Below are 20,469 nucleotides of genomic sequence, written 5' to 3'. Positions count from 1 at the left end.
GTTAACTGCGCGCTACAGCGAGGTCAGTCGTGAAACGAGGATTCAGCCCGGCGGCAACCGCCGCGTTCGTGACGACTCTGGTCGTGCTAGGCCTCGTGGGCTGGTCGATCGGGTGGCTTGCCGCCGGCACGGAGCTGGCCAGCAGCGAACCGACCGCGACGCCGAGTGTCTCCTCCTCCCCGTCGCGGGCCCCGTCGCCGGCGGTCAGCCGCTCGGTCACCCCCTCGCCGACCGCCTCGGTCACTCCACACCGGACCGATTCCTTCGAGATGCCCGACCTGGTGGGCAGGAAGTTCCAGGAGGCGCGCCAGCAGGCGTTCGACAAGAGGCTCGGGGTCACGGTGAAGTTCGACGAGCCCGCCAACGGCAAGCCGGCCGGCACGGTGATGCGCACCATCCCGGAGGCCAAGGAGTTCGTGTGGCCCGGGCTGACCGTCGTCCTGCACGTGGCCGGGCCGCCGCTCAAGCTGTCTGTTCCGCCGCTGGCCGGCAAGACGTGCACCGAGGGCAAGGACATCCTGGTCAATGCGGGCTTCCGGGTCACCTACCCCAACCAGAACAAGGGCACCGTGAGCAAGACCGAGCCGCCGGCCTTCACCGAGCTGAAGTGGAACGACGAGGTCCAGCTCTACTGCGCGGCATCCTGAGCGTTCGCGGCAAAGATGATAGGAACGGACATATGGCCGAGGATTCCATCATGCCTTCACCCAGTGATGGCCGACGGCAGGAGGCGATGGGCATGACCGAGCTTGTCGAGGTCATCGTGAGATTGGGATTCGGTCATGCGTTCGCCGCAGGCGGTTGCCGACGGCAGGAGGCAATGGGCATGACCGAGCTTGTCGAGGTCATCGTGAGATTGGGATTCGGTCATGCGTTCGCCGCAGGCGATTGCCGACGGCAGGAGGCAATGGCATGACTGAGCCGCGTCCGGAGGACGACGAGACACGTCCGATCGACAGGCAGGATCCAGTCGGCGACAAGGCCGCTGAGCACACTGCCCCGATGGATCCGTTCACCGACGATGACGGGATGGGGCCGCGGCACGGCGACGAGACCGTCATCCAGGACGCGACCCAGGTGATCCCCCCTTCGGAGGAGCCTGCGACACGCCCGGCGTGGGCCGGCCGGGCCGGCGTGCCGGTGCCGCCTCCGCCGCGCGACGCTGCCCCTTACCCCACCGGCGAGCCGGCCCAGCCGCGCACGTGGTGGACGCCGATCCTGCTGGGCTTGCTCGCACTGGGCCTGCTCGGGGTGATCATTCTGGTGGCGTGGCTGATGAACCGTGACGACACTCCTAAGCCGGCCGTCACCTCGACCCCGACGCTTGGGGTTATTACGGCCACTCCTTCCTTGGTACCCACCACAGCCGCTCCATCTCCCACAGCCTCCCCAACCGCACAGCTGGTTCAGGTGCCCTCACTGGTTGGGATGACTCAGGACAAGGCCGCGGCCGAGCTGACCAAGCTGGGTCTGGCTTATGCGTTCGAGTTCAAGGACTCGACCGCGCCGCAGGACCAAGTCATCGCGACGCGACCCGGCCCGGCGGAGCTTGTCCCCGCGGGCAGCACGGTAACGCTGGTGATTTCCAAAGGCGGGGTGGCAAGCCCGTCGCCATCGGTGAGCGCTTCGCCGTCGCCCCAGGCGAATTAGCGCTCGGCGACGCCTCGGCCGGCTGCCACTGGTTTAGTCCGTCACCATTGACGGCGGCGATGGGTGACGACGACCAGTCCGCCCATCGCCAAGCCGACACCGATCATGCCGGTGGAGATGAGTAGGCCCGCCAAGGGTGGCGTAGGCGTCGGTGGGTGCACTGTGGACACCGCAACCGTGACAGGAGCTGGTCGTGGAGTCGTCTCGGCGGTTGCCGGGACGGGCGTAAAAAACGCTGCGGCCACCGCTGCGCCGCATACCACGGCGAGTCGCCGCTGTTTGCCATAGTGGTTCGTTGGTGGTGCGTTTTCGTCCATGGCGCCGTCCCCAGGTGCGGCCGGGCCAAGGCGAGGGCAAATCCATTTCCGTAAAGGGTCTTCTGATCGTAAGCCGCTTTCGCTTCTGAGATAACGACTTTCGCGAAGTTACCTCGCGCCGACGCCGATGAGGCGGTTGGTGAGGCGGTCGCCCATTCTTCTCAAGCCAGCCTCCTGCACGAAGATGGAGCGCCGCTCCACTGCGTCCCCCGCCGAGTTCAGCTGGTAGCCGTCCAGCCACATCCAGCCGTCATAAGTCGGCCAGTCGTGGACCCGGATGACCCGGAATAGCATCGGGTGCAGAAACTGCACGCTTGCTTCCTTGGTGACATGCAAGATGTCGCCAGCCTGTGGACTCATATCTCCATCCCCTGTCGCACTGGTAGTGCGCTATCAAAAAGCTCGGCGTCTCGTTGAGCAACTCAGAGGTGATAACGGACACTCTGCACCAAGACCATGATCGATGCAAGTTGCAACTTGAAAATGCGCGACCGTGTCGTTCGTCCGGTATGCGACATCCTGGGCCTAGTAGTATGTCCCCGCGCCAGACTCTCCGATTTGTGCGTTCGGATGCTTGAACTCTGGCCGCTCGGCGGCGCAGACTCGCACGGCGGAGGAAAATCCCCAGTTCGGTGACGCGATGCCAGCGTCACCGAGTCTTGCGTCGCGGAGGTGCGGACCGTGGCTAACCAGCAAATGCCAGTCATGCGGAGAAGGCGAATAGGCCTCACTCTGCGGAAACTGCGCGAGCAGGAGGGCTACACGCTGGACCAAGTCGCCCAAAAGATGGAGTGTTCCCCCTCTAAGATCTCCCGGATCGAAACCGGGCACAGCTCAGTGAACATGCGCGACGTGCGGGACCTGCTGGAGATTTACGGTGTGACCGGGCAAACCGCCAAAGACGTCATGGACATGGCGAGGGATGCTCGTCGCTATGAAAAGGAACGAAGCTGGTGGCATCCCTATAGCAATGTTTTGGTAAGCGCATACGTGGGTAATGAGAACGCAGCTAGTCGCATAAGGACATATGAACATCAGATTATCCCGGGTCTTCTCCAGACACCCGACTATGCGCTGGCTTTATTTAAGGCGGCCAATCCAAGCGCCGATCCTGAAGAAAACTCGGAACGACTGCGTGTCCGGATGGGCCGTCAATCGTTAATCACTCGAACGGATGATCCGATCCGCTTTGAGGTGGTTCTCGACGAAGCAGCAATCAGCCGTCCGGTTGGCGGAGACAAAGTGATGCGTGAGCAGCTGAAGTGGCTCTGCGCGACTGCTTCGATGCCCAATGTGGTGATACAGATGCTGCCTTTCGAGGCAGGCGCTCACGCTGCGATGGAAGGTACCTTCGCGATTCTTGACTTTCCGGAATCCGACGGTACCTCTCTGGTCTACGCTGAGAATGCGACCGGTGGACTCTTCCTGGATAAGGAACGAGAGCTACAGCTGTATTTGGAAATATTCGATAGGATCCAGACAGCTGCGCTGAGTGAGAAAGAGTCCCTCGAGCGAATCGCACTTTTGGCGGAGGAGCCAACATGGAAGAGAAAATGGGTTCCCACAAGGGATACGACCTCGACCTGACAGATGCCCAATGGCGTAAGAGCAGCCGAAGTGGCGGTAACACGGATATGTGTGTCGAAGTCGCGTTTGTAGACGGGGCAATTGCTGTGCGTGATTCCAAGAATACAGCCGGTCCTGTCCTTGTTTTTACCCGCGGTGAGTGGGACGCCTTTGTCGAAGGTGCCAAGGACGGCGAATTTGATCTGTAACAACCCAATCGATGAGTGAAAGTGAAAGGACGCGAAGGGGACTCGCGTCCTTTCACCATTTTGGGTGTTCCAAGGCGAGCTTGCGTCGCTGGGCAAGAGTCTCTCTCGCGGCCGCCAGCCATTGCGGCTGTGCGCCGGGTGGTGGCGGATAGCCCAGGCCGAATCGGAACCATGCCGGCGGGTCGCTGAGCTTCGCGTATCCATCAATCAGATCATCGAAGATGCGTTCGAGTTCGGCTCGCGCATTGCGGCCGGCGCTCAGGACAATGCGATGCTCGGTCAGATAGCCCGCGTGTGCGTTGGCGATGGCGCGAAGGCGGCTCAGCGCTTCCTCGATCCGCCCGCGCTGGACGGCGGTGGCGACCGCGGCCGAGCGATCCTCCCGAAGGTGGCGCACCAACGCCGCCCGATGCGCGGGGCGCAGCCACGAGCCCGGCCGGGCCAAGGCCCCCTCGGTGACCCGGATCCGGTTGAGGACCCGCTCTTCGGCAAGCCGCACCAGCGCGTATCGCTCTTCGGCATCGGTCACCTGCTGCGGATCGGGTTGCGGCGGAGCGCCAGCAGCGACCCGATCAGCCTCCGCCACCAGACGCCACAGCCAACGCTCGTCCTCGCCGATTTCGTCGAGCTCCCTAGGCGAGCTCAGCTGATCCAGCGGCTCCCGCGCAGTCGGCACAGCGCGATGGATGCGCGCTTTGGCGTCCACTTCGTGGCAATGCGTGCAATGGCGGCCTTCAGCCTCGATTGCCATGGTTCCCCCGCATGAATTAGACAACTAGCAGATCAGCGTGTGGTCACGCACAAATCACACCGGGTGACAATCGCAGCCACCGCACGTTGCTTTTAGCGCGCGCCAATATTGCAGCGCCGCGCCGCTGCCGTGCGTTGCTTCGCACGCGCCAGAGTCACGACACTCGGCGGCGGTCGTTGTATCAGAGGCCAATCACGAAGGTCGCGCAACTCGCCGACAACGTCGACCAGGGATATGAGGAATCGCCCCATGACAACCTCTGAGCACGGCCCGAAACAGGTGAACTCGTTGCTGGAACCTGTCCCCTCCCTAGTTCTTGATGGCTTTGACGAGCCTTCGTTCAACGGGTCAGGCTGGCTCGACGGGCACAGCTCGTCGCTGGTGGACCATCCGCTGCTGCGCGGGCTTCTGCTTGAGCTGCCGCCCAAGGGTTCCCAGCCTTCACCGGAATGGATGAATCGCTGGTTCGAGGCGGCTCGGGCCGTGCTTGACCTTATTTACAACCCGCGTCGCTAGCCGAGTTTCTTGTCGCGCAACGGCGGCGGTGACGCCGGCCGCCGTTGCCGGGTTCAGACCGATAGCGCACCGGGCGGTTCGGCGGCGGGTGGTGGTGGCGCCGCCTGCCACACTCGAGCCTTCTGGGCTCCGAGCAGGGCCAGGAATGCGGGGTTGGTCACCGCGTAGCGACGCCATAGGCGCTTTGGCTCATAACCCAACCGCCACACCCATTCCAGGGCATGACGTTGCATCCACTGCGGCGGGGTCGGAATATCGCCCGCGTGATAGGCGAAGGCAGCGCCGACCGCCAGCAGGGGCATGTGCAGGAGTGGCCGCATCGCGTAGGCGAAGCGCTCCTGGCGGGGGCAGCCGAGCCCCACGAGCACCAGCCGAGCCCCCGAAGCGGTGATCCGCTCGGCGATCTCCTCCGCCTCCCCGGGCTGGGCGCCTCGGAATTTCGAGGGTTCGCTGCCGGCGATCTCGAGGGTCGGATAGCGCCGGCGCAGGGAAGCGATCAGGCGGTTGAGGGTGCCCCGGGTGGAGCCGTAAAGGTAGACCGGCAAACCTCGTTGCGCCGCGTCGGCGAGCACCCACAGCGCCAGATCCGGCCCATAAACCCGGTCTTTGAGATGGGCTCGATAGAGCAGGTTCAGCGCCCAGCGCACAGGCTGGCCATCGGGCGTCACCAGATCGAAGCTGTTGAGCTGACGCCGGAATCCGTCGTCGCCCACGCCTTCCATGATTCCGTGGACCGCGATCGCGGTTACCGCGAAATGGCGGCGCTCCGTCGCGGCCGCGATGATCTGGTCGGTGGCGGCGGCGTAGTCACACGCGTCTACCAGCACCCCGAGGACGTTGCGCTTGGAACGTCGCATCATTCCCGCCATTTGCCGGCATTCGCTTCATAGATCTCCGTCATGATCGACGGGATATCGCGGGTCTGTTGCCATCCGGGATAGTGCTCCCGAAATTTGTTCATATTACTGATGTACCACTGATGGTCGCCGAGACGGTTATTTTGGAGATATTTAACCTTTGTCGGTTTTCCGGTAATACGTTCTGCAATCGAAAATGCCTCCAGGTGGGAGACATTGGCGAGCCTGCCACCGCCCAGGTTGTAGACCTCGCCTGAGCGCGGAGCGCGAAAGAAGGCCTCGAAGGCGGTCAGCACGTCGTGCGAGTGGATCGCGTCGCGGACCATCTTGCCCTTGTAGCCATAGAGGTTGTAGACGCGGCCTTCCATCGCACACCGCATCAGATAGGCGAGAAAGCCGTGCAGCTCTGCCGCGGAGTGTCCGGGGCCGGTCAGGGTCCCGCCGCGGAAACAGGCCGTTCGCATACCGAAATAGCGGCCGTACTCCTGGACCATGACGTCGGCGGCCAGCTTGGCGACACCGAACAGCGAGTGCATGCTCGCGTCCACGCTCATCATCTCGTCGATGCCTGCCGAGTACGGGTGTCCCGGCTCGATTTCGAAGCGCGTCTCCAGCTCGACCAGTGGCAGCCGGTTGGGCCGGTCACCGTAGACCTTGTTGGTCGAACAGTGGATGAATACGGCCTCCGGCGCGAACAGGCGCGTGTTCTCCAGCAGGTTCATGGTGCCCACCGCGTTGACGTCGAAGTCGGTGAAGGGCTCCCGCGCCGCCCAGTCGTGGCTGGGCTGGGCGGCCGCGTGCACCACCAGGGCGATGTCGGTGCCGTAGCGCGTGAAGATCCGGCGCAGCTCGTCGCGGTCACGGATGTCGACGTTGAGGTGGCTGTACTGGGTACCCAGCGAATGAGTGAGTAAATGACGGCTCCAGTCGGTGGAGGCGTCAGGGCCGAAAAAATAGGCCCGCATATCGTTGTCGATGCCGACGACGTGCATGCCGAGTCCGGCGAAGTGCCGCACGGCTTGCGATCCGATCAGCCCGGCCGAGCCGGTCACCAGGGCAACGCTCACACCTTCACAACGGCTGGGTCGGGCAGAAAGCGCGGCTTGAAACGCCCCGGGCGACGCCCGCGCTATGCAGAAGCCACAGGGCGCGGCCGGAAGTAGCGATCCGCGGCGGGCAGCAGCAACAGCACAATGGTTGTGACGCCCGCGCCGAAGGCGAGTGTCTGGTGGGCTGACCAGATCGCGATGGCGATGGCGCCGAGCACCTCCTCATTGGGAGCGTCGAGAAGAGACAGGGTCGGCGTGCCGAAGCAAGACCCGAGGCAAGCGGAAAGCACCACGAGCACAGCGAGGAATATCAGGCCGATCCGCGCGCCCTGGCCTCCTTTCCAGACTCCTCGCGCCGCGAAGAGGGAGAGCACAGCGCCGGTGAGCACAAGTCCAAGCCAGATCGCGGGCAGCAGCGGGCCGTTGAAGGGGTCGGCCTCGCCGCTTTCGCCTGTCGCCGCGATGGCGGCCCTAATCCTGTCCTGGTACGCCACCGCTATATAGAGGTTCGCGGCGGCGAGAAGAACCCCGCCGATCGCGCCCGCCACCGCCAGCCACACCGTCAAGGTCACCAATGTCGGCCGCGGCGGGCGCGGGAAGTCATGCCGGGGATAGTCAGCCGTCACCGCCGCAATGAGACGATCATGTTCTTCCTGGGTACCGATCCCCGCGCGATGCTCGGGATGCTCGGCGTACCAACGGATGGTGTCGGCCAGCAGCCACGGGTGAGCGTCGTAGGCCAGGGCCAGGCTCGGGTTACGGCGGAACATGGCACCCATCAGCCCTCGGCACTGGACCAGATCGGGCTGGGCAAAGGAAAGCCTCAACGCGCCCGTGCTCCAAACATCCGTTCCCGGCCGGAGTGGCCCGCCGGTGTGCAGCGCCTCCCACGGAATTAGGAGCCTCTGGAACGGGCGCCGGGAACGGATCCCCGCCGGGGTCAGCTCCAAGGCCGGCCCACCGAACCAGGCGAGGATGACCGAAAAGGCTATGATGATCGTCCAAACGGCTATCAATGTGCCGGTCAAAACAGTGCCGACGCGGTCGATTTGGGCGCTAACGGGATCTGAATTGTCGAGGTCACCCAGCTGGGGAAGCCACTGCCCGAGAAAGAAACCGAAGACGATCAGCTGCGCCACGATGCCAAGGCCCGGGCTCAGCACGGGCTTGAGCCAGAATCCGCCGGGCGAAACCTCGAAGCGGGCGGGCCGTTTCATCCGATCGGAGAACAGGACGCTGCTACCCGGCACCAGTACCGCGAGACCCAGCCCGATCACCACCAGCACCCAGCCGCCTAGCACCGCAGGCAACCACCCGGACCGTACCGGCTGGTTGCCTGCCCAAACGACGCTCAAATAGGCCGCGGCCGCCAGCACAGTTCCCGCGAGCACAAGAATTCGGCTGAAAGCTGGTTCACGTCTCATGGCGCACGTTGTAGCACGATCAAGCCACGTCTGAAGGCCGACAGATTGGCGAAAGAAAAAGGTCCCGAAGCCGACGCTCCGGAACCTAATTGTTGACTGGTGGGGAAGGAGGGAGTTGAACCCTCACGCCCTTTCGGGCACACGGACCTGAACCGTGCGCGTCTGCCATTCCGCCACTTCCCCTGGCGACACACTTTCTTAGACCATTGGTCTCACCGCCGATGAGCTGCGCAATTACGCGACTGTTCATCAACAGCTGGCACAGCTTACGCTATGCCGGATACCGAATGCCAATCCGAAACCGGCTTGGCCGCGAAAGATTAGCACGACAGTCATAGGTGCTGAACGTGTCCTCCACTGCAGCGGGGGGCTTGGCGCAGACGCAGGGTGTTGAGGGCAGATAGCATCATGTCCTCGGAACCCGAGGAGGAGCCGGTGAGCGTGTTGCAACGCTTTGAGAAACGCCTGGAAGGCCTTGTAGAGGGCGCCTTTGCCAAGGTGTTCAAGGGTGTCGTGCACCCTGTGGAGATCCTGAACGCCATGCAGCGGGAAGCTGAGGCGCACAAAGCCATCCTGGTGGGTGGCCGAACGCTGGTGCCTAACCGCTATGTGATCGATCTCTCACCCTATGATCACAGTCGGTTAGCGCCTTACGCTGCGGCGTTGGCGCAGGAGTTGGCGCAATCGCAAGCCGAGTTCATCGGTGAGCAAGCGTGGACTGTCTACGGCGACGTCATAGTGGAGATCGAGCGTGGAGACGGTTTGGACACGGGGATGTTCCGCGTGTCCGCTGAGGTCTACACGGCCGATCAGCCTCAGCAGCCGTTCGACCAGCAACCCAACTATCCCCCGCAGTACCCCCAGCAGGGCCCGCCTCAGATGGCGCCGCCCGGATCGGGCGCTGGGCGCAACGTCCGCTTGGTCTCCGGCGACGGCCGCACGTATCCGCTGGCCATTGGCCAGACCGTGATCGGCCGTGGTGATCAAGCCAACATGCGCCTGCCCGATGTGGGCATCTCCCGCAGGCACGCCCGACTCGACTTCGACGGGGCTCAGGTGATCTTGACAGATCTTGGTTCGACTAACGGAACAATGGTGAACGGCCAGCGCGTCTCCGCAGTCGCCTTGAACCCCGGCGACATGATCCAACTCGGGACGACGACGCTGACGTTCCGGGTGGACGGCTGACGGCCCTTGCCTGAGATCGTTCTCGCCGCTGCCCGGTTCGGATTTCTCGTCCTACTGTGGATCTTCGTATTCACGGTGGTCGGCGTGATCCGCCGGGACCTCTTCGCCGGCTCGCGTGCGGGCCGGCTGGTCGCCACTCCCCGAGGGGTGAATGTGGCGGCGGGAAATGCTCGGCCCGCAAAGGTGAAAAAGGGCCGAGCAGCTCACCAGCTCGTGGTCACGGCCGGGGCGCTCGCGGGGACCAAGATCACACTGGGTGAAGCGCCAATAACCATCGGCAGAGCCGAGGACTCGACCCTCGTGATCACCGATGATTATGCGTCTGCGCGGCACGCTCGGCTCGTGCCGCGTGACGGGCAGTGGGTACTGGAAGACCTAGGCTCCACCAACGGCACCTATCTGGACCGCTCCAAGGTCAGCGGTCCCACCCCCGTCCCCCTTGGCGTGCCGATCAGGATCGGCCGCACTTCCCTCGAGTTACGGCCATGACACTGATACTTCGTTATGCGGCCCGCAGCGACCGCGGTCTTATCCGGGAAGGCAACCAGGACTCGGTCTACGCCGGGCCTCGCCTGCTCGCCGTCGCCGACGGCATGGGCGGCATGGCCGCCGGTGACGTCGCCAGCAATATCGTCATCTCGGCCATCGCCCCACTGGACGAGGACGTCGCCCCCGACAACCTCATTGATGCTTGGCGCGGCGCGGTTGGCTCGGCCAACCAGCAGCTACGCGACACCGTCGACGCCAACCCCCGGCTCGACGGCATGGGCAGCACCTTGACCGGCATGCTCTTCTCCGGCAGCAAGATGTGCATGGTCCACATTGGAGACTCCCGCGCCTACATGCTCCGCGATGGCGACTTCACTCAGATCACCAAGGACGACACGTACGTGCAGATCCTGGTGGACGAGGGGCGCATCACCGCGGAGGAGGCGACCGTCCACCCGCAGCGGTCACTGATCACCAAAGCGATGGACGGCCGCGACGCCGAGCCGGAGTTCTCGGTACGCCAGGTGCTTCCCGGCGACCGCTACCTGATCTGCTCCGACGGTCTGTCCAGTGTGGTCAGCGCGGACACCATCGCGCAGACCATGCGCGAGTACGTGGACCCACAGCAATGCGTCGAGCGCCTCCTGGCGCTGGCGCTGCGCGGCGGTGGACCCGACAACATCACGATCATCGTGGCCGACGCCTCCGACGACAACATCGTCGAGCAGGCACCGGTCGTCGGCGGCGCCGCCAGCCGGGAACGGGCTCACAACAACGTCGACGTCGAGTCGACCCCGGCGGCACGTGCCTCGGCCCTGTCGCCGCCGCGCGCGGCAAGCCCGGAGTCGGCTCCCTCCGACGAGCCTCGGCGACCCAAGCGCCATCCGGTCCGCGCTACCGTGATTCTGGTGATCCTCGTCGGCCTGCTCGGCGGCGGGCTCTATGGCCTGTGGATGTGGAGCCAGTCGCAGTTCTACATCGGCGCCACCGATGGCGGTCAGGTCGCGATCTTCAGCGGCGTCCCCGGGCAGCTCGCCGGCTTCAGCCTCTCCGAAGTCCAAGAGGTCAGCTCGGTCACGCTCGGAGAGCTGACCACGGTTGCCCAGGACCAGGTGCGCAAGGGGATCGCTGCGGACAGCCTGGCCGACGCCCAAGCCCGGCTCAACGAGCTGGTACGCGACGACCCGGCCAACGTGAACCTGCTTCCACGCTGCCCGGCCTCGCCGACGCCCAACCCAGGCCAGACGTCCAGCCCAGCTCCTGACCCATCACCGACCGCCGCATCGACGGAGCCGGCGGTGCTGCCAACGCCGGTGCCCTGCCGGTCCAACTAGGCCGAGCAGAGGTGAACTGACAGTGACCACGCCCCCCACACCGATTGCCGCCACGCCCATCATCAAGCCGTCGACGAGGGCGCTGCCCGAAGCCGCCCGCGCGGCCCGGCGGACGGAGCTGTGGCTGCTGTTGCTTGGCATGCTGCTGGTTGCCGCCTATCTCGCGGCGGTCGAGGCGAACATGCTGGAGACCGTCTCGTCCGACTTCTGGGCGCCGGCGGGGGTGCTGGCTGCGGTGTTCCTGGCACTGCATGTCGTGATCCGGTTGCGGGCACCGTTCGCCGACCCGGTGTTGATGCCGGCCGTCGCGTTGCTCAACGGTCTGGGCGTGGCGTTCCTGCGCCGTCTCGACCTGGGCCGGGCGGAGGTGCCCGATCGCGCCGACCTCACGGTCTTCGCCGGGGACGGCGGGCGCCAGTTGCTGTGGACGCTGATCGCGGTCTTCGGGGCGGCGGTGGTGCTCTGGTTCGTCCGGGACCATCGCGAGATCTCGAAATACGCGTGGACACTCGGCCTGGCTGGGATCGTGCTGGTGCTGTTGCCGGCGCTGTTGCCGGGGAGCATCTCGGAAGTCAACGGCGCCAAGCTTTGGATCAAGTTCGGCAGCTTGTTCGCGATCCAGCCTGGTGAGTTCGCCAAGCTGTCTCTGCTGGTTTTCTTTGCCTATTACCTGGTACGCAAGCGCGAGGTCCTCGCGCTGGCGAGCCGCCGGTTCCTGGGCATCGACTTTCCGCGCGGCCGCGACCTCGGCCCGGTTCTCGTGGTGTGGGCGCTGAGTCTGCTCGTGCTCGTGTTCGAGAAGGACCTCGGCACTTCGCTGCTGTACTTCGGCATGTTCGTGGTGACGCTTTATGTCGCGACCGAGCGGGTGAGCTGGCTGATCATCGGTCTGCTGCTGTTCTTCGGTGGCGCGGCCCTGGCCTATGTTCTCGCCGAGACGGCCGGCGGCCCCTTCGCCAGCTTCGGCAACCGGGTCGATGTGTGGCTGAATCCGTTCGACGAGCCGTACAAGAGCGGATATCAGCTCACCCAGTCCCTGTTGGGTCTGGGCACCGGTGGCATGTTTGGGACAGGTCCGGGTGCGGGCAATCCGCTTCAGGTGCCCGAGGTGCGTAACGACTTCATCTTCGCCGGCATGGGCGAGGAGGTCGGCCTGTTCGGGCTGACCGCGCTTCTGGTGCTCTATCTGCTCGTGGTGGAGCGCGGCTTCCGTGCCGCGCTGACCGTTCGGGACTCGTTCGGCAAGCTGCTCGCCGGCGGTCTCGCGTTCACCCTGGGGTTGCAGGTCTTCGTCATCATCGGGGGAGTGAGCAAGCTGATCCCGCTTACGGGGCAGACCACGCCATTCCTATCCGCCGGTGGCTCCTCGCTGGTGGCGAACTGGCTCCTGGTGGCTGTGCTGTTGCGCATCTCCGATGCGGCGCGCACCCCGGCATCGATGGGAGGTGTGCGGAAGTAATGAATGCCCCACTGCGCAAGGTGGGTGTGGTGATCATGGTCCTGTTCGGGCTGCTTTTCGCCAACCTCAACTGGGTTCAGGCCTACAAGGCCGATGAATATCGCAGCAGCCCCTACAACGGCCGGGTCAAGCTGGCCGAGTACAAGCGGCAGCGTGGCGTGATCATGATGGCCGGCGGCACCCAGCTGGCGATCAGCACGGCGACCGACGACGACCTCAAATACCTGCGCAGCTATCCGCTCAAGGAGCAGTACGCGCACATCATCGGCTACAAGCCGGTCAACATCGGTTCCACCGGGGTCGAGTACACCGAGAACGACTTCCTGGCCGGCGAGTCGGACAAGCTGTTCGGCGACCGGTTCCGGGATCTGTTCACCGGCGAGCAGACGGCGGGCGGCAACGTGCTGCTGACCATCTCGCCGACCGCGCAGGAGCGCGCCTTCAACGAGCTCACGAAGAACAAGGTGGGTGCCAAGCGCGGAGCGGTGGTGGCGCTAGACCCGGCCACCGGCGCGGTGAAGGCGCTCGTCTCCATGCCGAGCTTCGACCCGAACGTGCTGGTGAACCACGACACCGAGGCGGCTCAGGCCGCCTACAAGGCGCTCCTGGAAGATCCGGAGAAGCCGCTGCTGAACAGGGCCATCTCGGAGATCAACGAGCCCGGCTCGGTGATGAAGGTGCTCATGTCGGCCGCCGCGCTCGAGGAGGGCCGCCAGCCGGCCACCGAGGTCACGGGTGGCGCGACCTACCAGGCCCCGGGGACGACCCACAAGATCCCCAACTCGACGGGCGTCGTCTGCCCGGAGTCCATCACGCTGATTCGGGCGCTGACCGTCTCGTGCAACACCGCTTTCGCCCGGTTGGGTGTGGAGCTGGGTTCGAAGAAGATCGTCGACGTGGCCACCAGGTTCGGTTTCTACGACCAGAACCTCAGCGTGGGCCGGCTCGGCGATCGCGGCGTGCCGGTGGCGCAGAGCGTGCTTGGCCAGCTGGTGACGGGTTCCGGCGGCGATGACCAGCCGACCATCGCGCTGTCCTCCATCGGCCAGGCGAGCGTCAGCATGACACCACTCGAAGGAGCGATGATCGCGGCCGCGGTGGCCAACGGCGGTCAGCAGATGCAGCCGCATCTGGTCCAGCAGCTGGTCGGGCCGGACCTGACGACGAACTTTTACGTAGCTGATCCCAAACCGTTACGCCGCTCCTGCAGTCCTTCTGTGGCAACGCAATTGCAGCAGATGATGACCAGCGTGGTCGAGGACGGCACGGGCACCCGGGCCAAGATCGAGGGCTATCAGGTAGGCGGTAAGACCGGAACTGCCGAGGGTGGCGAGGGTGAAGAGACGCACGGCTGGTTTGTCGGCTTCGCGCTCAAGGATGGTCAGCCGGTGGCGGCTGTCGCAGTGTTCCTGGAGAATGCCGGGAAGGGCGGCAGCAGCGAGGCCGCCCGAATTGCGGGACAGGTTATGCGTGGTGTGATCGCTGACAAGACGGGAAAGTGATGGTCACTTCCGGTGTGCTGCTGAGCGGGCGCTACCGTCTCGACGAGCGCATCGCCAGCGGCGGCATGGGCGATGTGTGGCGTGGAACTGACGAGGTGCTCGGCCGCACTGTGGCCATAAAGATCATGTTGCTGGCGCTTCTGGAGGAGCGCGGTTTCGTCGAGCGCTTTCGCACCGAGGCGCGCACGATGGCGACCATCAACCACCCAGGGGTGGTGCGCATCTATGACTTCGGTCACGATCAGGTGGCTTATCTGATCATGGAGTACATCGAGGGCGAGACGCTCTCCAGCACCCTTAACCGGGTGGGCCGGCTCACCCCCGCACGCACCATGTCTCTGGTGGCGCAGACCGCGGAGGCCCTGCACGCGGCGCATGAGAAGGGCGTGGTGCACCGCGACGTGAAGCCGGGCAACCTTCTGGTCCGGCCCAACGGCACGCTGGTGCTCACCGACTTCGGCATCGCCAGGTCGGCGGCGGCCGCCCAGCTGACGGCGACCGGCGCGGTGCTCGGCACAGCCTCCTACCTCGCCCCCGAGCAGGCCTCGGGGATCCCGGCCACCGCTGCCTCCGATGTGTACTCACTCGGAGTCGTTGCCTACCAATGCCTTTCCGGCCATCGGCCGTTCGAGGGCGAAACCCCGCTCGAGATCGCGATGAAGCACGTCAACGGGGTGGCCCGGCCGCTGCCCGATGATGTGCCGATGCCGATCCGGCAGGTCGTCGAGCGCGCGATGGCCAAGGACCCGGCCGCACGATGGGGCTCGGCCGAGCAGTTCGCGACCGCTGCCCGCCGGGCGGGCACGCAGATGGCCACCGTCGGGGCGACCGTCACCGCGCCCGCTCCGCCCACCGTCGTCGTGCAGCAGCAGCCGAAGGCGGCGGTCAAGGGAACCGTTCCGTTCCAGCGTGGAGCCGCTGCGGTCCCCAAACCGCCGACAGTGGTCTACCCTGCTCCTCCTGTGGTGCAGCAGCAACGCCAGCCCACGGGAAGAAGCGCACTAATGATTATCTGGTTGCTGCTCGCCATGGTGACCGTGCTGATCTGCACGGCTTACCTTGGGTACCAAGCGAATAAGAACCGAGGAAGAAACGGCCTGGAGCCGCCGAATAGGGTCATATCAGCGGCACATGAGACAGCGACCTCTTTGAACTACATAACCGAAGGACGACTTACGCGATGAACGCGCAGGCCCGCCTGCTAGGGGGCAGGTACCAAGTCGGCGAGCTGCTCGGCTACGGCGGCATGGCAGAAGTACACCGAGGCCGTGACCTGCGCCTAGGTCGCGATGTTGCGATCAAGATGCTGCGCACGGACCTTGCTCGCGACAACACCTTCCAGATGCGCTTCCGCCGGGAGGCGCAGAACGCAGCCGCGCTCAACCACCCGGCGATCGTCGCCGTCTACGACACGGGCGAGGAAAGGGCCGCGACCGGCGAGGTGCTGCCCTACATCGTGATGGAGTTCGTGGCGGGCCGCACGCTCAAAGAGGTCCTTGCCGCCGAGGGCAGGATCATGCCCCGCCGGGCGCTGGAGATGACCGCCGATATCTGTGCCGCGCTGGAGTTCAGCCACCGGCATGGCATCATCCACCGCGACATCAAGCCCGGCAACGTCATGCTGACCCCCAATGGCCAGGTCAAGGTCATGGACTTCGGCATTGCGCGGGCGCTCGCGTCGGGTGCGACGACGATGACCCAAACCTCGGCCGTCATCGGCACGGCGCAATACCTTTCGCCTGAGCAGGCGCGCGGCGAGGCGGTCGACGCCCGTTCTGACGTCTACGCCGCCGGATGTGTGCTTTTCGAGCTGCTCTGCGGGCACCCGCCGTTCGTCGGCGACTCGCCCGTGGCCGTGGCCTACCAGCACGTGCGGGAGGACCCGCGCCCACCGAGCGATTCCAACCGCGAGGTCACTCCCGATATCGACTCGGTGGTGCTCAAGGCGCTCGCCAAGAACCCGATCAACCGCTATCAGTCGTCCGCCGAGATGCGTGCCGACGTGTTGCGGGCCGCGGCCGGAAGGCCCGTGCTCGCCACGCCGCTGATGCGCGAGGAGGAGACCGCCCAGCTCAACTCTCCGGCCCGAGCAGGCACCGGCCGCACCACGCCGGCGCGGGTGGGCGATGCCCGCAGGCGCAAGGCCTCCGGGTGGGCTATCGCGGCCCTCTCCACGCTCGGGGTGCTCGCCGCGGTCGCGCTCACGGTGGGCCTGATCCTGGCCAACAAGCCCCCGGACGACATCTCGGTGCCCAGCCTGCTCGGCATGACGCAGCCCGAGGCCGAGGCGAAGCTGCGAAGTGTCAACCTCACCCCGTTGGCGGGGGTCCCGAGGTTCGGCGACTGCACCAAGGACAAGGTCGTCGACCAGACCCCCAAGTCGGGCGCGCAGCTCGGTGAGGGCAAGGAGGTGACCTTCGTCGTCTGCGGCGGCGTCGCCACCACGCAGGTTCCTAACCTGGTCGGCTTCAACAAGCCCGCGGCTCAGGCCAAGATGACCGAGGTGAAACTGGTCGCCGAGTTCGTCGAGGTCGACGGCGAGCCCGCGACGCTGGGCCAGGTGCTGTCGACCAACCCGCCCGCGGGCACCGGGGTCGCCGAGAACACCAAGATCATCATTAACATTTCCAAGGGCAACATGAAGCCCGTGCCCAACGTGCTCGGCAAGCCCGAGCTGACGGCTAAGGCGGAGCTTGAGGCGGCCGGGTTCAAGGTCGACATCAAGGCAGGCGAGACCTTCGCGGCCGGCAGCTCCAACATCGGCAAGGTGGTCCGGCAGGACCCGACCACGGGCGAAGGTGCTAAGCCGGCGGACAAGACCACGGTGACCATCTTCATCGGCCAAGGCCCACCACCGGTCACGCCCACAGCAACTGCAGGCCCGTAAGCATTGGCACTCGGGGAGATCGCGAGATCTCCCCGAGTTTCTTTATGCGAAGGCGGCCAGGCGGCGGGATTCGACTTCGGCGACAAGCTCCGGGGCTCTGTCCAGGGCCGCTGGCATGCCGCACTGCGCCAGCCAGTTGGCGAGCATGAGGTGACCGCCCTGGGTCAGCACCGACTCGGGGTGGAACTGGACGCCCTCGATCGGCAGGGTGCGGTGGCGCATGGCCATGACCACGCCCGACTCTGTCCGGCCGGTGATTTCGATCTCGTCGGGGAGGGTTTCCGCGACGACGGCCAGGGAGTGGTAGCGGGTGGCCGTGAAAGGGCTGGGCAGCCCGGCCAGGACCCCGGCGCCATCGTGGCTGACCTGAGAGGTCTTGCCGTGCAACAACTCGGGGGCCCGGTTGACGGTGGCGCCGAAGGCGACGCCGAAGGCCTGGTGACCCAGGCAGACCCCGAAGATCGGCACCCGGCCCTGGAGCTTGGAGATCACGTCTATGCAGATCCCAGCCGACTCGGGGGTGCCCGGCCCGGGGGAGAGCAGAATGCCGTCGCCGCCGAGCTTGGCGGCCTCCTTCACGGTGATCTCGTCGTTGCGCTTGACCGTGCACTCCGCGCCGAGCTGGCCGAGGTACTGGACCAGGTTGTAGACGAACGAGTCGTAATTGTCGATCACCAGGATGTTCATCGGGCTCACCGTTTTCGGCTGGTTGAGGGCGATGGGTCAGCGGTGGGGTAGAGGATTTCGTGGTCTTCCGGGTTCTCGGTGGGCGACGCTGACGGCGTCGGCTGGTACACGTCGCTGTATCCGCCTGCCGGGTCTCCGACCTGGACGTCATCGAAGGGGAGGATGGGCTCGGCCCACGGGAAGACGTAGAACCAGAGCAGCGCGATGATCACGCCGGCCATCAGCAGTGAGCCGCTCAGCTTGCCCCACAACCCAAACGGGAGCTTGCGCCAGATCCAGGCGTACATCTCAGCCCCCCAACTCGGCCGGCCGGCCGGCGCTTCGCGGCATCGAGTCGTCGAGCGTGCCGTGGATGATCAAGCGTTGGTAGTTGTTGAACTTCGGATTGCACGTGGTGAGCGTGATCAGCTTGCCTGCGCTCTGCCCCGGCGGCACCGGCTGGACCACCTCAACCTGGTTCGGCAGAACAACCTTCGAGGTGCTCACCTTGTAGATGAACCAGGTCGTCTTCGACTCCACGATGATCTTGTCACCGGCCTGGAGGAGATCGAGGTCCCAGAAGGTCGCCCGGTTGCGGTGGCCCGCCACGGCGAAGTTTCCGTCCTCGCCGGGCATCGCGCTGCGCGGATAGTGGCCCGGCGCGTAGCGGATGTCGGCCTGGGTGACGCCCTGAACCACCACCCACTGCTTGTTCAGGCGCGGGATGTAGAGCTTGGCGATCACGTTGGCCATGTTCGGCCCTTTGGTCGCTGTCGCGGTGGGAGCAGCGGTCGGTGTGGGACCGATGGTGGGCGCCACCGTGGGATCGGCGCCCCATTCGCGATCGAGCTCCTGCGCGAGCTGGGTCTGTTCGGCTTCCACGATCGCGGTCTTGCCCCAAACCTCGTACGCGGCGAAGAGCAGGATCACCAGACCGAAGGTGATCAGCAGCTCGCCCGTCCCCCGAAGCGTGCCGCGCACCACTGAGCCCAATGTGGTGCGGGTGAACTCGGAGTGGATGCTGCGGTAGCCGTCGCCCGCCTTGATCGCCTTCACTGGAGGGGGCAACGGCTCACCGGACCACTTGTCACGCGGCGGCTCGATAATCGGCTCAGATTTCTCCGGAGCGGGCAGGATCCGCCCGAAGATCGCGGTCTCGTCGGTGGCGACGGCCCGCCCGGAAACCCGCTGCGGGATGGGCTTAGCGGTGCCCGGATGCCCGCCTGGGCGCGGGTGGGGCGAGGGTGGCACCCGAGGCAGGATGGTGGTGCTGTCCGCGTTGAGCGCGGGAAGAATGGTGGTCGCGCTGGGGTCAGCAGGCGGCTCCGGCGCCGAGGACCGAATCGCCGGAAAGATCGAGGTTTCGTCGTCCGGCGACGAAGCGCTGTGTCTGCCCATTTCCTGCCTGCTAATCCGGGACCGTCGCGTACCGCAGGTCAATTGAGCCACGGTAGGCGGGAGCGAGGATGTCGGTCTCATTGGCAACCGAGTAGGTGAGGCCGTAGATCCTGGCGGCCTCATCGAACGCTCTTACTCCAGGCGACGAGTCTAGAGCCGTGCGAAGACGCTGGGGGTCACCGATGGCGCGGATCACGAACACCGGGGAGTAGCGACGGCCGTGAAGAAGAAGGGTGTTTCCGACACATCTGACCGCTGAAGTGCTGATCACCCGGACGTCCATGATGGTGATGGCTTCCGCTCCGCCCGCCCAGAGCGCATTGACGACGGCCTGCACATCCTGCTGGTGGATGACAAGTTGGTCCTGGGCGACACCATCTGTGGCCGAACCGTCGGAGGCCTTGGGCGAATCGTCCAGCTTGACGGTCAGGCCCGGCCCGCGCAGGGGAGTCAACCCGGCGGCCTGCGCGTAGGAGGCGGCACGCGCCTGCTGCTCGGCGATCGGGCCGTCGGTCTTGGCCAGCTCGGCGGTGGCTTTGTCGACATCGCTGCGCAGACCTTGCGCCTCCAGCGTGAGCACGTCCACGTCACGCTGCTTGTTATCGATGAGCTGGCCCAGCTCCAATCGACGGTCTTCGCGCAGCACCGTGCCCGCGGCGGTGTTCGCGCTGAGCGTGAACAGGAACCCGGCGCAGATGGCGATGATCGGCACCCCCCAGGCCCACCCCGACCGGTTGCGCAAGGGCCGGGGACGCAGCACCGAGAGCGCTCGGCGCACCACGTCACGCCAACTTGACCCACCCGATGCGTTCTCCACCGCGTACCCTTCGTGCCAAAAGCCGATGTCTTGACTAGGCTAGCTGTCGAACATTATTCAGGCCCACGTCCGAACCTACTTTCGCGTGGGCGGGGGCCCCTCACAGGAGCGCAACGTGCCGAAGTCTGAGATCCGTAAGAAGAAGGTTTACACGCCGCCCAAGGACGTGTTGCCGTCGTCGGCCGCTGCTGACAAGCGCCCGAGCCCCATCTGGCTGCCGATCACCGCGGTCAGCCTGATTATTTTTGGCATCGGCTGGCTGGTGGTCTACTACCTGTCCGAGACGCAATATCCGGTTCAGGCATGGAGCTACTGGAACCTGGCCGTCGGCTTCGGTGCGATGGTGGCCTCCCTGGCTCTGCTGTCCAAGTGGAGATGAGCTAGCGTCCG

General features: G+C 65.2%; 22 protein-coding genes, 1 tRNA gene and 1 pseudogene. 14 read left to right on the top strand and 10 right to left on the bottom strand.

Annotated features, from left to right (window positions below):
- Positions 1-29 precede the first annotated feature (29 nt).
- The 3 genes from Rhe02_RS19660 to Rhe02_RS19650 are packed head-to-tail and all read left to right on the top strand — an operon-like array spanning position 30 to position 1,650.
- Positions 30-647 carry a PASTA domain-containing protein gene (locus tag Rhe02_RS19660; RefSeq protein ID WP_203909723.1) on the top strand — a complete coding sequence of 206 codons (618 nt, stop codon included), beginning with the start codon at positions 30-32 and terminating at the stop codon, positions 645-647.
- 32 nt (positions 648-679) lie between these two features.
- Positions 680-916, top strand: a complete 237-nt coding sequence (locus Rhe02_RS19655) for a hypothetical protein (RefSeq protein WP_203909722.1) — start codon at positions 680-682, stop codon at positions 914-916.
- On the top strand, positions 913-1,650 hold the full coding sequence (locus Rhe02_RS19650; RefSeq protein ID WP_203909721.1) for a PASTA domain-containing protein: 738 nt from the start codon (positions 913-915) through the stop codon (positions 1,648-1,650). The genes Rhe02_RS19655 and Rhe02_RS19650 overlap by 4 nt, the downstream gene beginning before the upstream one ends.
- A gap of 425 nt (positions 1,651-2,075) precedes the next feature.
- Here the strand turns inward: Rhe02_RS19650 and Rhe02_RS19645 are convergent, their stop codons facing one another.
- Positions 2,076-2,327 carry a hypothetical protein gene (locus tag Rhe02_RS19645; protein WP_203909720.1) on the bottom strand — a complete coding sequence of 84 codons (252 nt, stop codon included), beginning with the start codon at positions 2,325-2,327 and terminating at the stop codon, positions 2,076-2,078.
- 321 nt (positions 2,328-2,648) lie between these two features.
- On the opposite strand from Rhe02_RS19645, the gene Rhe02_RS19640 reads away from it, so the two are divergent.
- On the top strand, positions 2,649-3,554 hold the full coding sequence (locus tag Rhe02_RS19640) for a helix-turn-helix domain-containing protein (RefSeq protein ID WP_203909719.1): 906 nt from the start codon (positions 2,649-2,651) through the stop codon (positions 3,552-3,554).
- On the top strand, positions 3,509-3,742 hold the full coding sequence (locus Rhe02_RS19635; RefSeq protein WP_203909718.1) for a DUF397 domain-containing protein: 234 nt from the start codon (positions 3,509-3,511) through the stop codon (positions 3,740-3,742). Before Rhe02_RS19640 ends, Rhe02_RS19635 begins: the two co-directional genes overlap by 46 nt.
- Before the next feature lie 52 nt (positions 3,743-3,794).
- On the opposite strand, the gene Rhe02_RS19630 is transcribed toward Rhe02_RS19635, so the two are convergent.
- Entirely contained in the window at positions 3,795-4,493 is a 699-nt protein-coding gene (locus Rhe02_RS19630; RefSeq protein WP_203909717.1) for a hypothetical protein, read from the bottom strand.
- 249 nt (positions 4,494-4,742) lie between these two features.
- On the opposite strand from Rhe02_RS19630, the gene Rhe02_RS19625 reads away from it, so the two are divergent.
- Entirely contained in the window at positions 4,743-5,009 is a 267-nt protein-coding gene (locus Rhe02_RS19625) for a hypothetical protein (RefSeq protein WP_203909772.1), read from the top strand.
- Between the two features lie 53 nt (positions 5,010-5,062).
- Here the strand turns inward: Rhe02_RS19625 and Rhe02_RS19620 are convergent, their stop codons facing one another.
- From Rhe02_RS19620 to Rhe02_RS19605, 4 genes are all read right to left on the bottom strand, one after another.
- Positions 5,063-5,869, bottom strand: coding sequence for a WecB/TagA/CpsF family glycosyltransferase (locus tag Rhe02_RS19620; protein ID WP_203909716.1), 807 nt, complete (start codon positions 5,867-5,869; stop codon positions 5,063-5,065).
- Entirely contained in the window at positions 5,866-6,933 is a 1,068-nt protein-coding gene (locus Rhe02_RS19615) for an NAD-dependent epimerase/dehydratase family protein (protein ID WP_203909715.1), read from the bottom strand. Before Rhe02_RS19615 ends, Rhe02_RS19620 begins: the two co-directional genes overlap by 4 nt.
- Before the next feature lie 62 nt (positions 6,934-6,995).
- Complete coding sequence (locus Rhe02_RS19610; RefSeq protein WP_203909714.1) at positions 6,996-8,339, bottom strand: hypothetical protein; 1,344 nt, start codon at positions 8,337-8,339, stop codon at positions 6,996-6,998.
- Between the two features lie 97 nt (positions 8,340-8,436).
- Positions 8,437-8,522, bottom strand: a tRNA-Leu gene (locus Rhe02_RS19605).
- 225 nt (positions 8,523-8,747) lie between these two features.
- Here Rhe02_RS19605 and Rhe02_RS19600 point away from each other — a divergent pair.
- The 7 genes and pseudogenes from Rhe02_RS19600 to pknB all read left to right on the top strand — a co-directional run bounded on the left by Rhe02_RS19600 (position 8,748) and on the right by pknB (position 17,198).
- A complete protein-coding gene (locus tag Rhe02_RS19600) occupies positions 8,748-9,527 on the top strand; it encodes an FHA domain-containing protein (RefSeq protein WP_203909713.1) in 780 nt (259 codons plus the stop codon).
- 6 nt (positions 9,528-9,533) lie between these two features.
- Complete coding sequence (locus Rhe02_RS19595; RefSeq protein ID WP_203909712.1) at positions 9,534-10,016, top strand: FHA domain-containing protein FhaB/FipA; 483 nt, start codon at positions 9,534-9,536, stop codon at positions 10,014-10,016.
- Positions 10,013-11,441, top strand: a pseudogene (locus Rhe02_RS19590) (PP2C family protein-serine/threonine phosphatase); the annotation flags it as partial. The gene Rhe02_RS19595 and the pseudogene Rhe02_RS19590, both read left to right, overlap by 4 nt.
- A 48-nt stretch (positions 11,442-11,489) precedes the next feature.
- Positions 11,490-12,809, top strand: coding sequence for an FtsW/RodA/SpoVE family cell cycle protein (locus Rhe02_RS19585; RefSeq protein ID WP_203909766.1), 1,320 nt, complete (start codon positions 11,490-11,492; stop codon positions 12,807-12,809).
- Positions 12,809-14,311, top strand: a complete 1,503-nt coding sequence (locus Rhe02_RS19580; RefSeq protein ID WP_203909710.1) for a peptidoglycan D,D-transpeptidase FtsI family protein — start codon at positions 12,809-12,811, stop codon at positions 14,309-14,311. Before Rhe02_RS19585 ends, Rhe02_RS19580 begins: the two co-directional genes overlap by 1 nt.
- Positions 14,311-15,495 carry a serine/threonine-protein kinase gene (locus tag Rhe02_RS19575; RefSeq protein ID WP_203909765.1) on the top strand — a complete coding sequence of 395 codons (1,185 nt, stop codon included), beginning with the start codon at positions 14,311-14,313 and terminating at the stop codon, positions 15,493-15,495. The genes Rhe02_RS19580 and Rhe02_RS19575 overlap by 1 nt, the downstream gene beginning before the upstream one ends.
- Entirely contained in the window at positions 15,492-17,198 is a 1,707-nt protein-coding gene (gene pknB, locus Rhe02_RS19570) for a Stk1 family PASTA domain-containing Ser/Thr kinase (RefSeq protein WP_203909709.1), read from the top strand. Before Rhe02_RS19575 ends, pknB begins: the two co-directional genes overlap by 4 nt.
- A gap of 42 nt (positions 17,199-17,240) precedes the next feature.
- On the opposite strand, the gene Rhe02_RS19565 is transcribed toward pknB, so the two are convergent.
- From Rhe02_RS19565 to Rhe02_RS19550, 4 genes are read right to left on the bottom strand one after another with little or no spacing between them, the layout of a single operon-like run.
- Positions 17,241-17,885, bottom strand: a complete 645-nt coding sequence (locus tag Rhe02_RS19565) for an aminodeoxychorismate/anthranilate synthase component II (protein ID WP_203909708.1) — start codon at positions 17,883-17,885, stop codon at positions 17,241-17,243.
- Between the two features lie 5 nt (positions 17,886-17,890).
- Positions 17,891-18,172: a hypothetical protein gene (locus Rhe02_RS19560; RefSeq protein WP_203909707.1), complete on the bottom strand. Its 282-nt coding sequence runs from the start codon at positions 18,170-18,172 to the stop codon at positions 17,891-17,893.
- Between the two features lies 1 nt (position 18,173).
- Positions 18,174-19,262 carry a class E sortase gene (locus tag Rhe02_RS19555; RefSeq protein ID WP_203909706.1) on the bottom strand — a complete coding sequence of 363 codons (1,089 nt, stop codon included), beginning with the start codon at positions 19,260-19,262 and terminating at the stop codon, positions 18,174-18,176.
- A 10-nt stretch (positions 19,263-19,272) separates the two neighbouring features.
- Positions 19,273-20,079 (bottom strand): DUF881 domain-containing protein, encoded by an 807-nt coding sequence (locus tag Rhe02_RS19550; protein ID WP_203909705.1) that lies wholly within the window; start codon positions 20,077-20,079, stop codon positions 19,273-19,275.
- A 115-nt stretch (positions 20,080-20,194) separates the two neighbouring features.
- Between Rhe02_RS19550 and Rhe02_RS19545 the strand changes: the two genes are divergently transcribed.
- Positions 20,195-20,458, top strand: a complete 264-nt coding sequence (locus tag Rhe02_RS19545) for a cell division protein CrgA (RefSeq protein ID WP_203909704.1) — start codon at positions 20,195-20,197, stop codon at positions 20,456-20,458.
- Positions 20,459-20,469: the final 11 nt, after the last annotated feature.

The organism is Rhizocola hellebori, assembly GCF_016862955.1.
In the GTDB taxonomy this organism is placed as follows: domain Bacteria; phylum Actinomycetota; class Actinomycetes; order Mycobacteriales; family Micromonosporaceae; genus Rhizocola; species Rhizocola hellebori.
This window is presented reverse-complemented; position numbering and strand designations above follow the sequence as displayed.

What these genes read in the sequence shown, in the direction of transcription:
- Rhe02_RS19575 (WP_203909765.1), top strand. Translation starts at nt 14,311, where the DNA reads ATGGTCACTTCCGGTGTGCTGCTGAGCGGGCGCTACCGTCTCGACGAG.
- Rhe02_RS19555 (WP_203909706.1), bottom strand. Translation starts at nt 19,262, where the DNA reads ATGGGCAGACACAGCGCTTCGTCGCCGGACGACGAAACCTCGATCTTT.
- Rhe02_RS19645 (WP_203909720.1), bottom strand. Translation starts at nt 2,327, where the DNA reads ATGAGTCCACAGGCTGGCGACATCTTGCATGTCACCAAGGAAGCAAGC.
- Rhe02_RS19630 (WP_203909717.1), bottom strand. Translation starts at nt 4,493, where the DNA reads ATGGCAATCGAGGCTGAAGGCCGCCATTGCACGCATTGCCACGAAGTG.
- Rhe02_RS19620 (WP_203909716.1), bottom strand. Translation starts at nt 5,869, where the DNA reads ATGATGCGACGTTCCAAGCGCAACGTCCTCGGGGTGCTGGTAGACGCG.
- Rhe02_RS19625 (WP_203909772.1), top strand. Translation starts at nt 4,743, where the DNA reads ATGACAACCTCTGAGCACGGCCCGAAACAGGTGAACTCGTTGCTGGAA.
- Rhe02_RS19610 (WP_203909714.1), bottom strand. Translation starts at nt 8,339, where the DNA reads ATGAGACGTGAACCAGCTTTCAGCCGAATTCTTGTGCTCGCGGGAACT.
- Rhe02_RS19565 (WP_203909708.1), bottom strand. Translation starts at nt 17,885, where the DNA reads ATGAACATCCTGGTGATCGACAATTACGACTCGTTCGTCTACAACCTG.
- Rhe02_RS19560 (WP_203909707.1), bottom strand. Translation starts at nt 18,172, where the DNA reads ATGTACGCCTGGATCTGGCGCAAGCTCCCGTTTGGGTTGTGGGGCAAG.
- Rhe02_RS19650 (WP_203909721.1), top strand. Translation starts at nt 913, where the DNA reads ATGACTGAGCCGCGTCCGGAGGACGACGAGACACGTCCGATCGACAGG.
- Rhe02_RS19600 (WP_203909713.1), top strand. Translation starts at nt 8,748, where the DNA reads ATGTCCTCGGAACCCGAGGAGGAGCCGGTGAGCGTGTTGCAACGCTTT.
- pknB (WP_203909709.1), top strand. Translation starts at nt 15,492, where the DNA reads ATGAACGCGCAGGCCCGCCTGCTAGGGGGCAGGTACCAAGTCGGCGAG.
- Rhe02_RS19635 (WP_203909718.1), top strand. Translation starts at nt 3,509, where the DNA reads ATGGAAGAGAAAATGGGTTCCCACAAGGGATACGACCTCGACCTGACA.
- Rhe02_RS19585 (WP_203909766.1), top strand. Translation starts at nt 11,490, where the DNA reads ATGCTGCTGGTTGCCGCCTATCTCGCGGCGGTCGAGGCGAACATGCTG.
- Rhe02_RS19580 (WP_203909710.1), top strand. Translation starts at nt 12,809, where the DNA reads ATGAATGCCCCACTGCGCAAGGTGGGTGTGGTGATCATGGTCCTGTTC.
- Rhe02_RS19655 (WP_203909722.1), top strand. Translation starts at nt 680, where the DNA reads ATGGCCGAGGATTCCATCATGCCTTCACCCAGTGATGGCCGACGGCAG.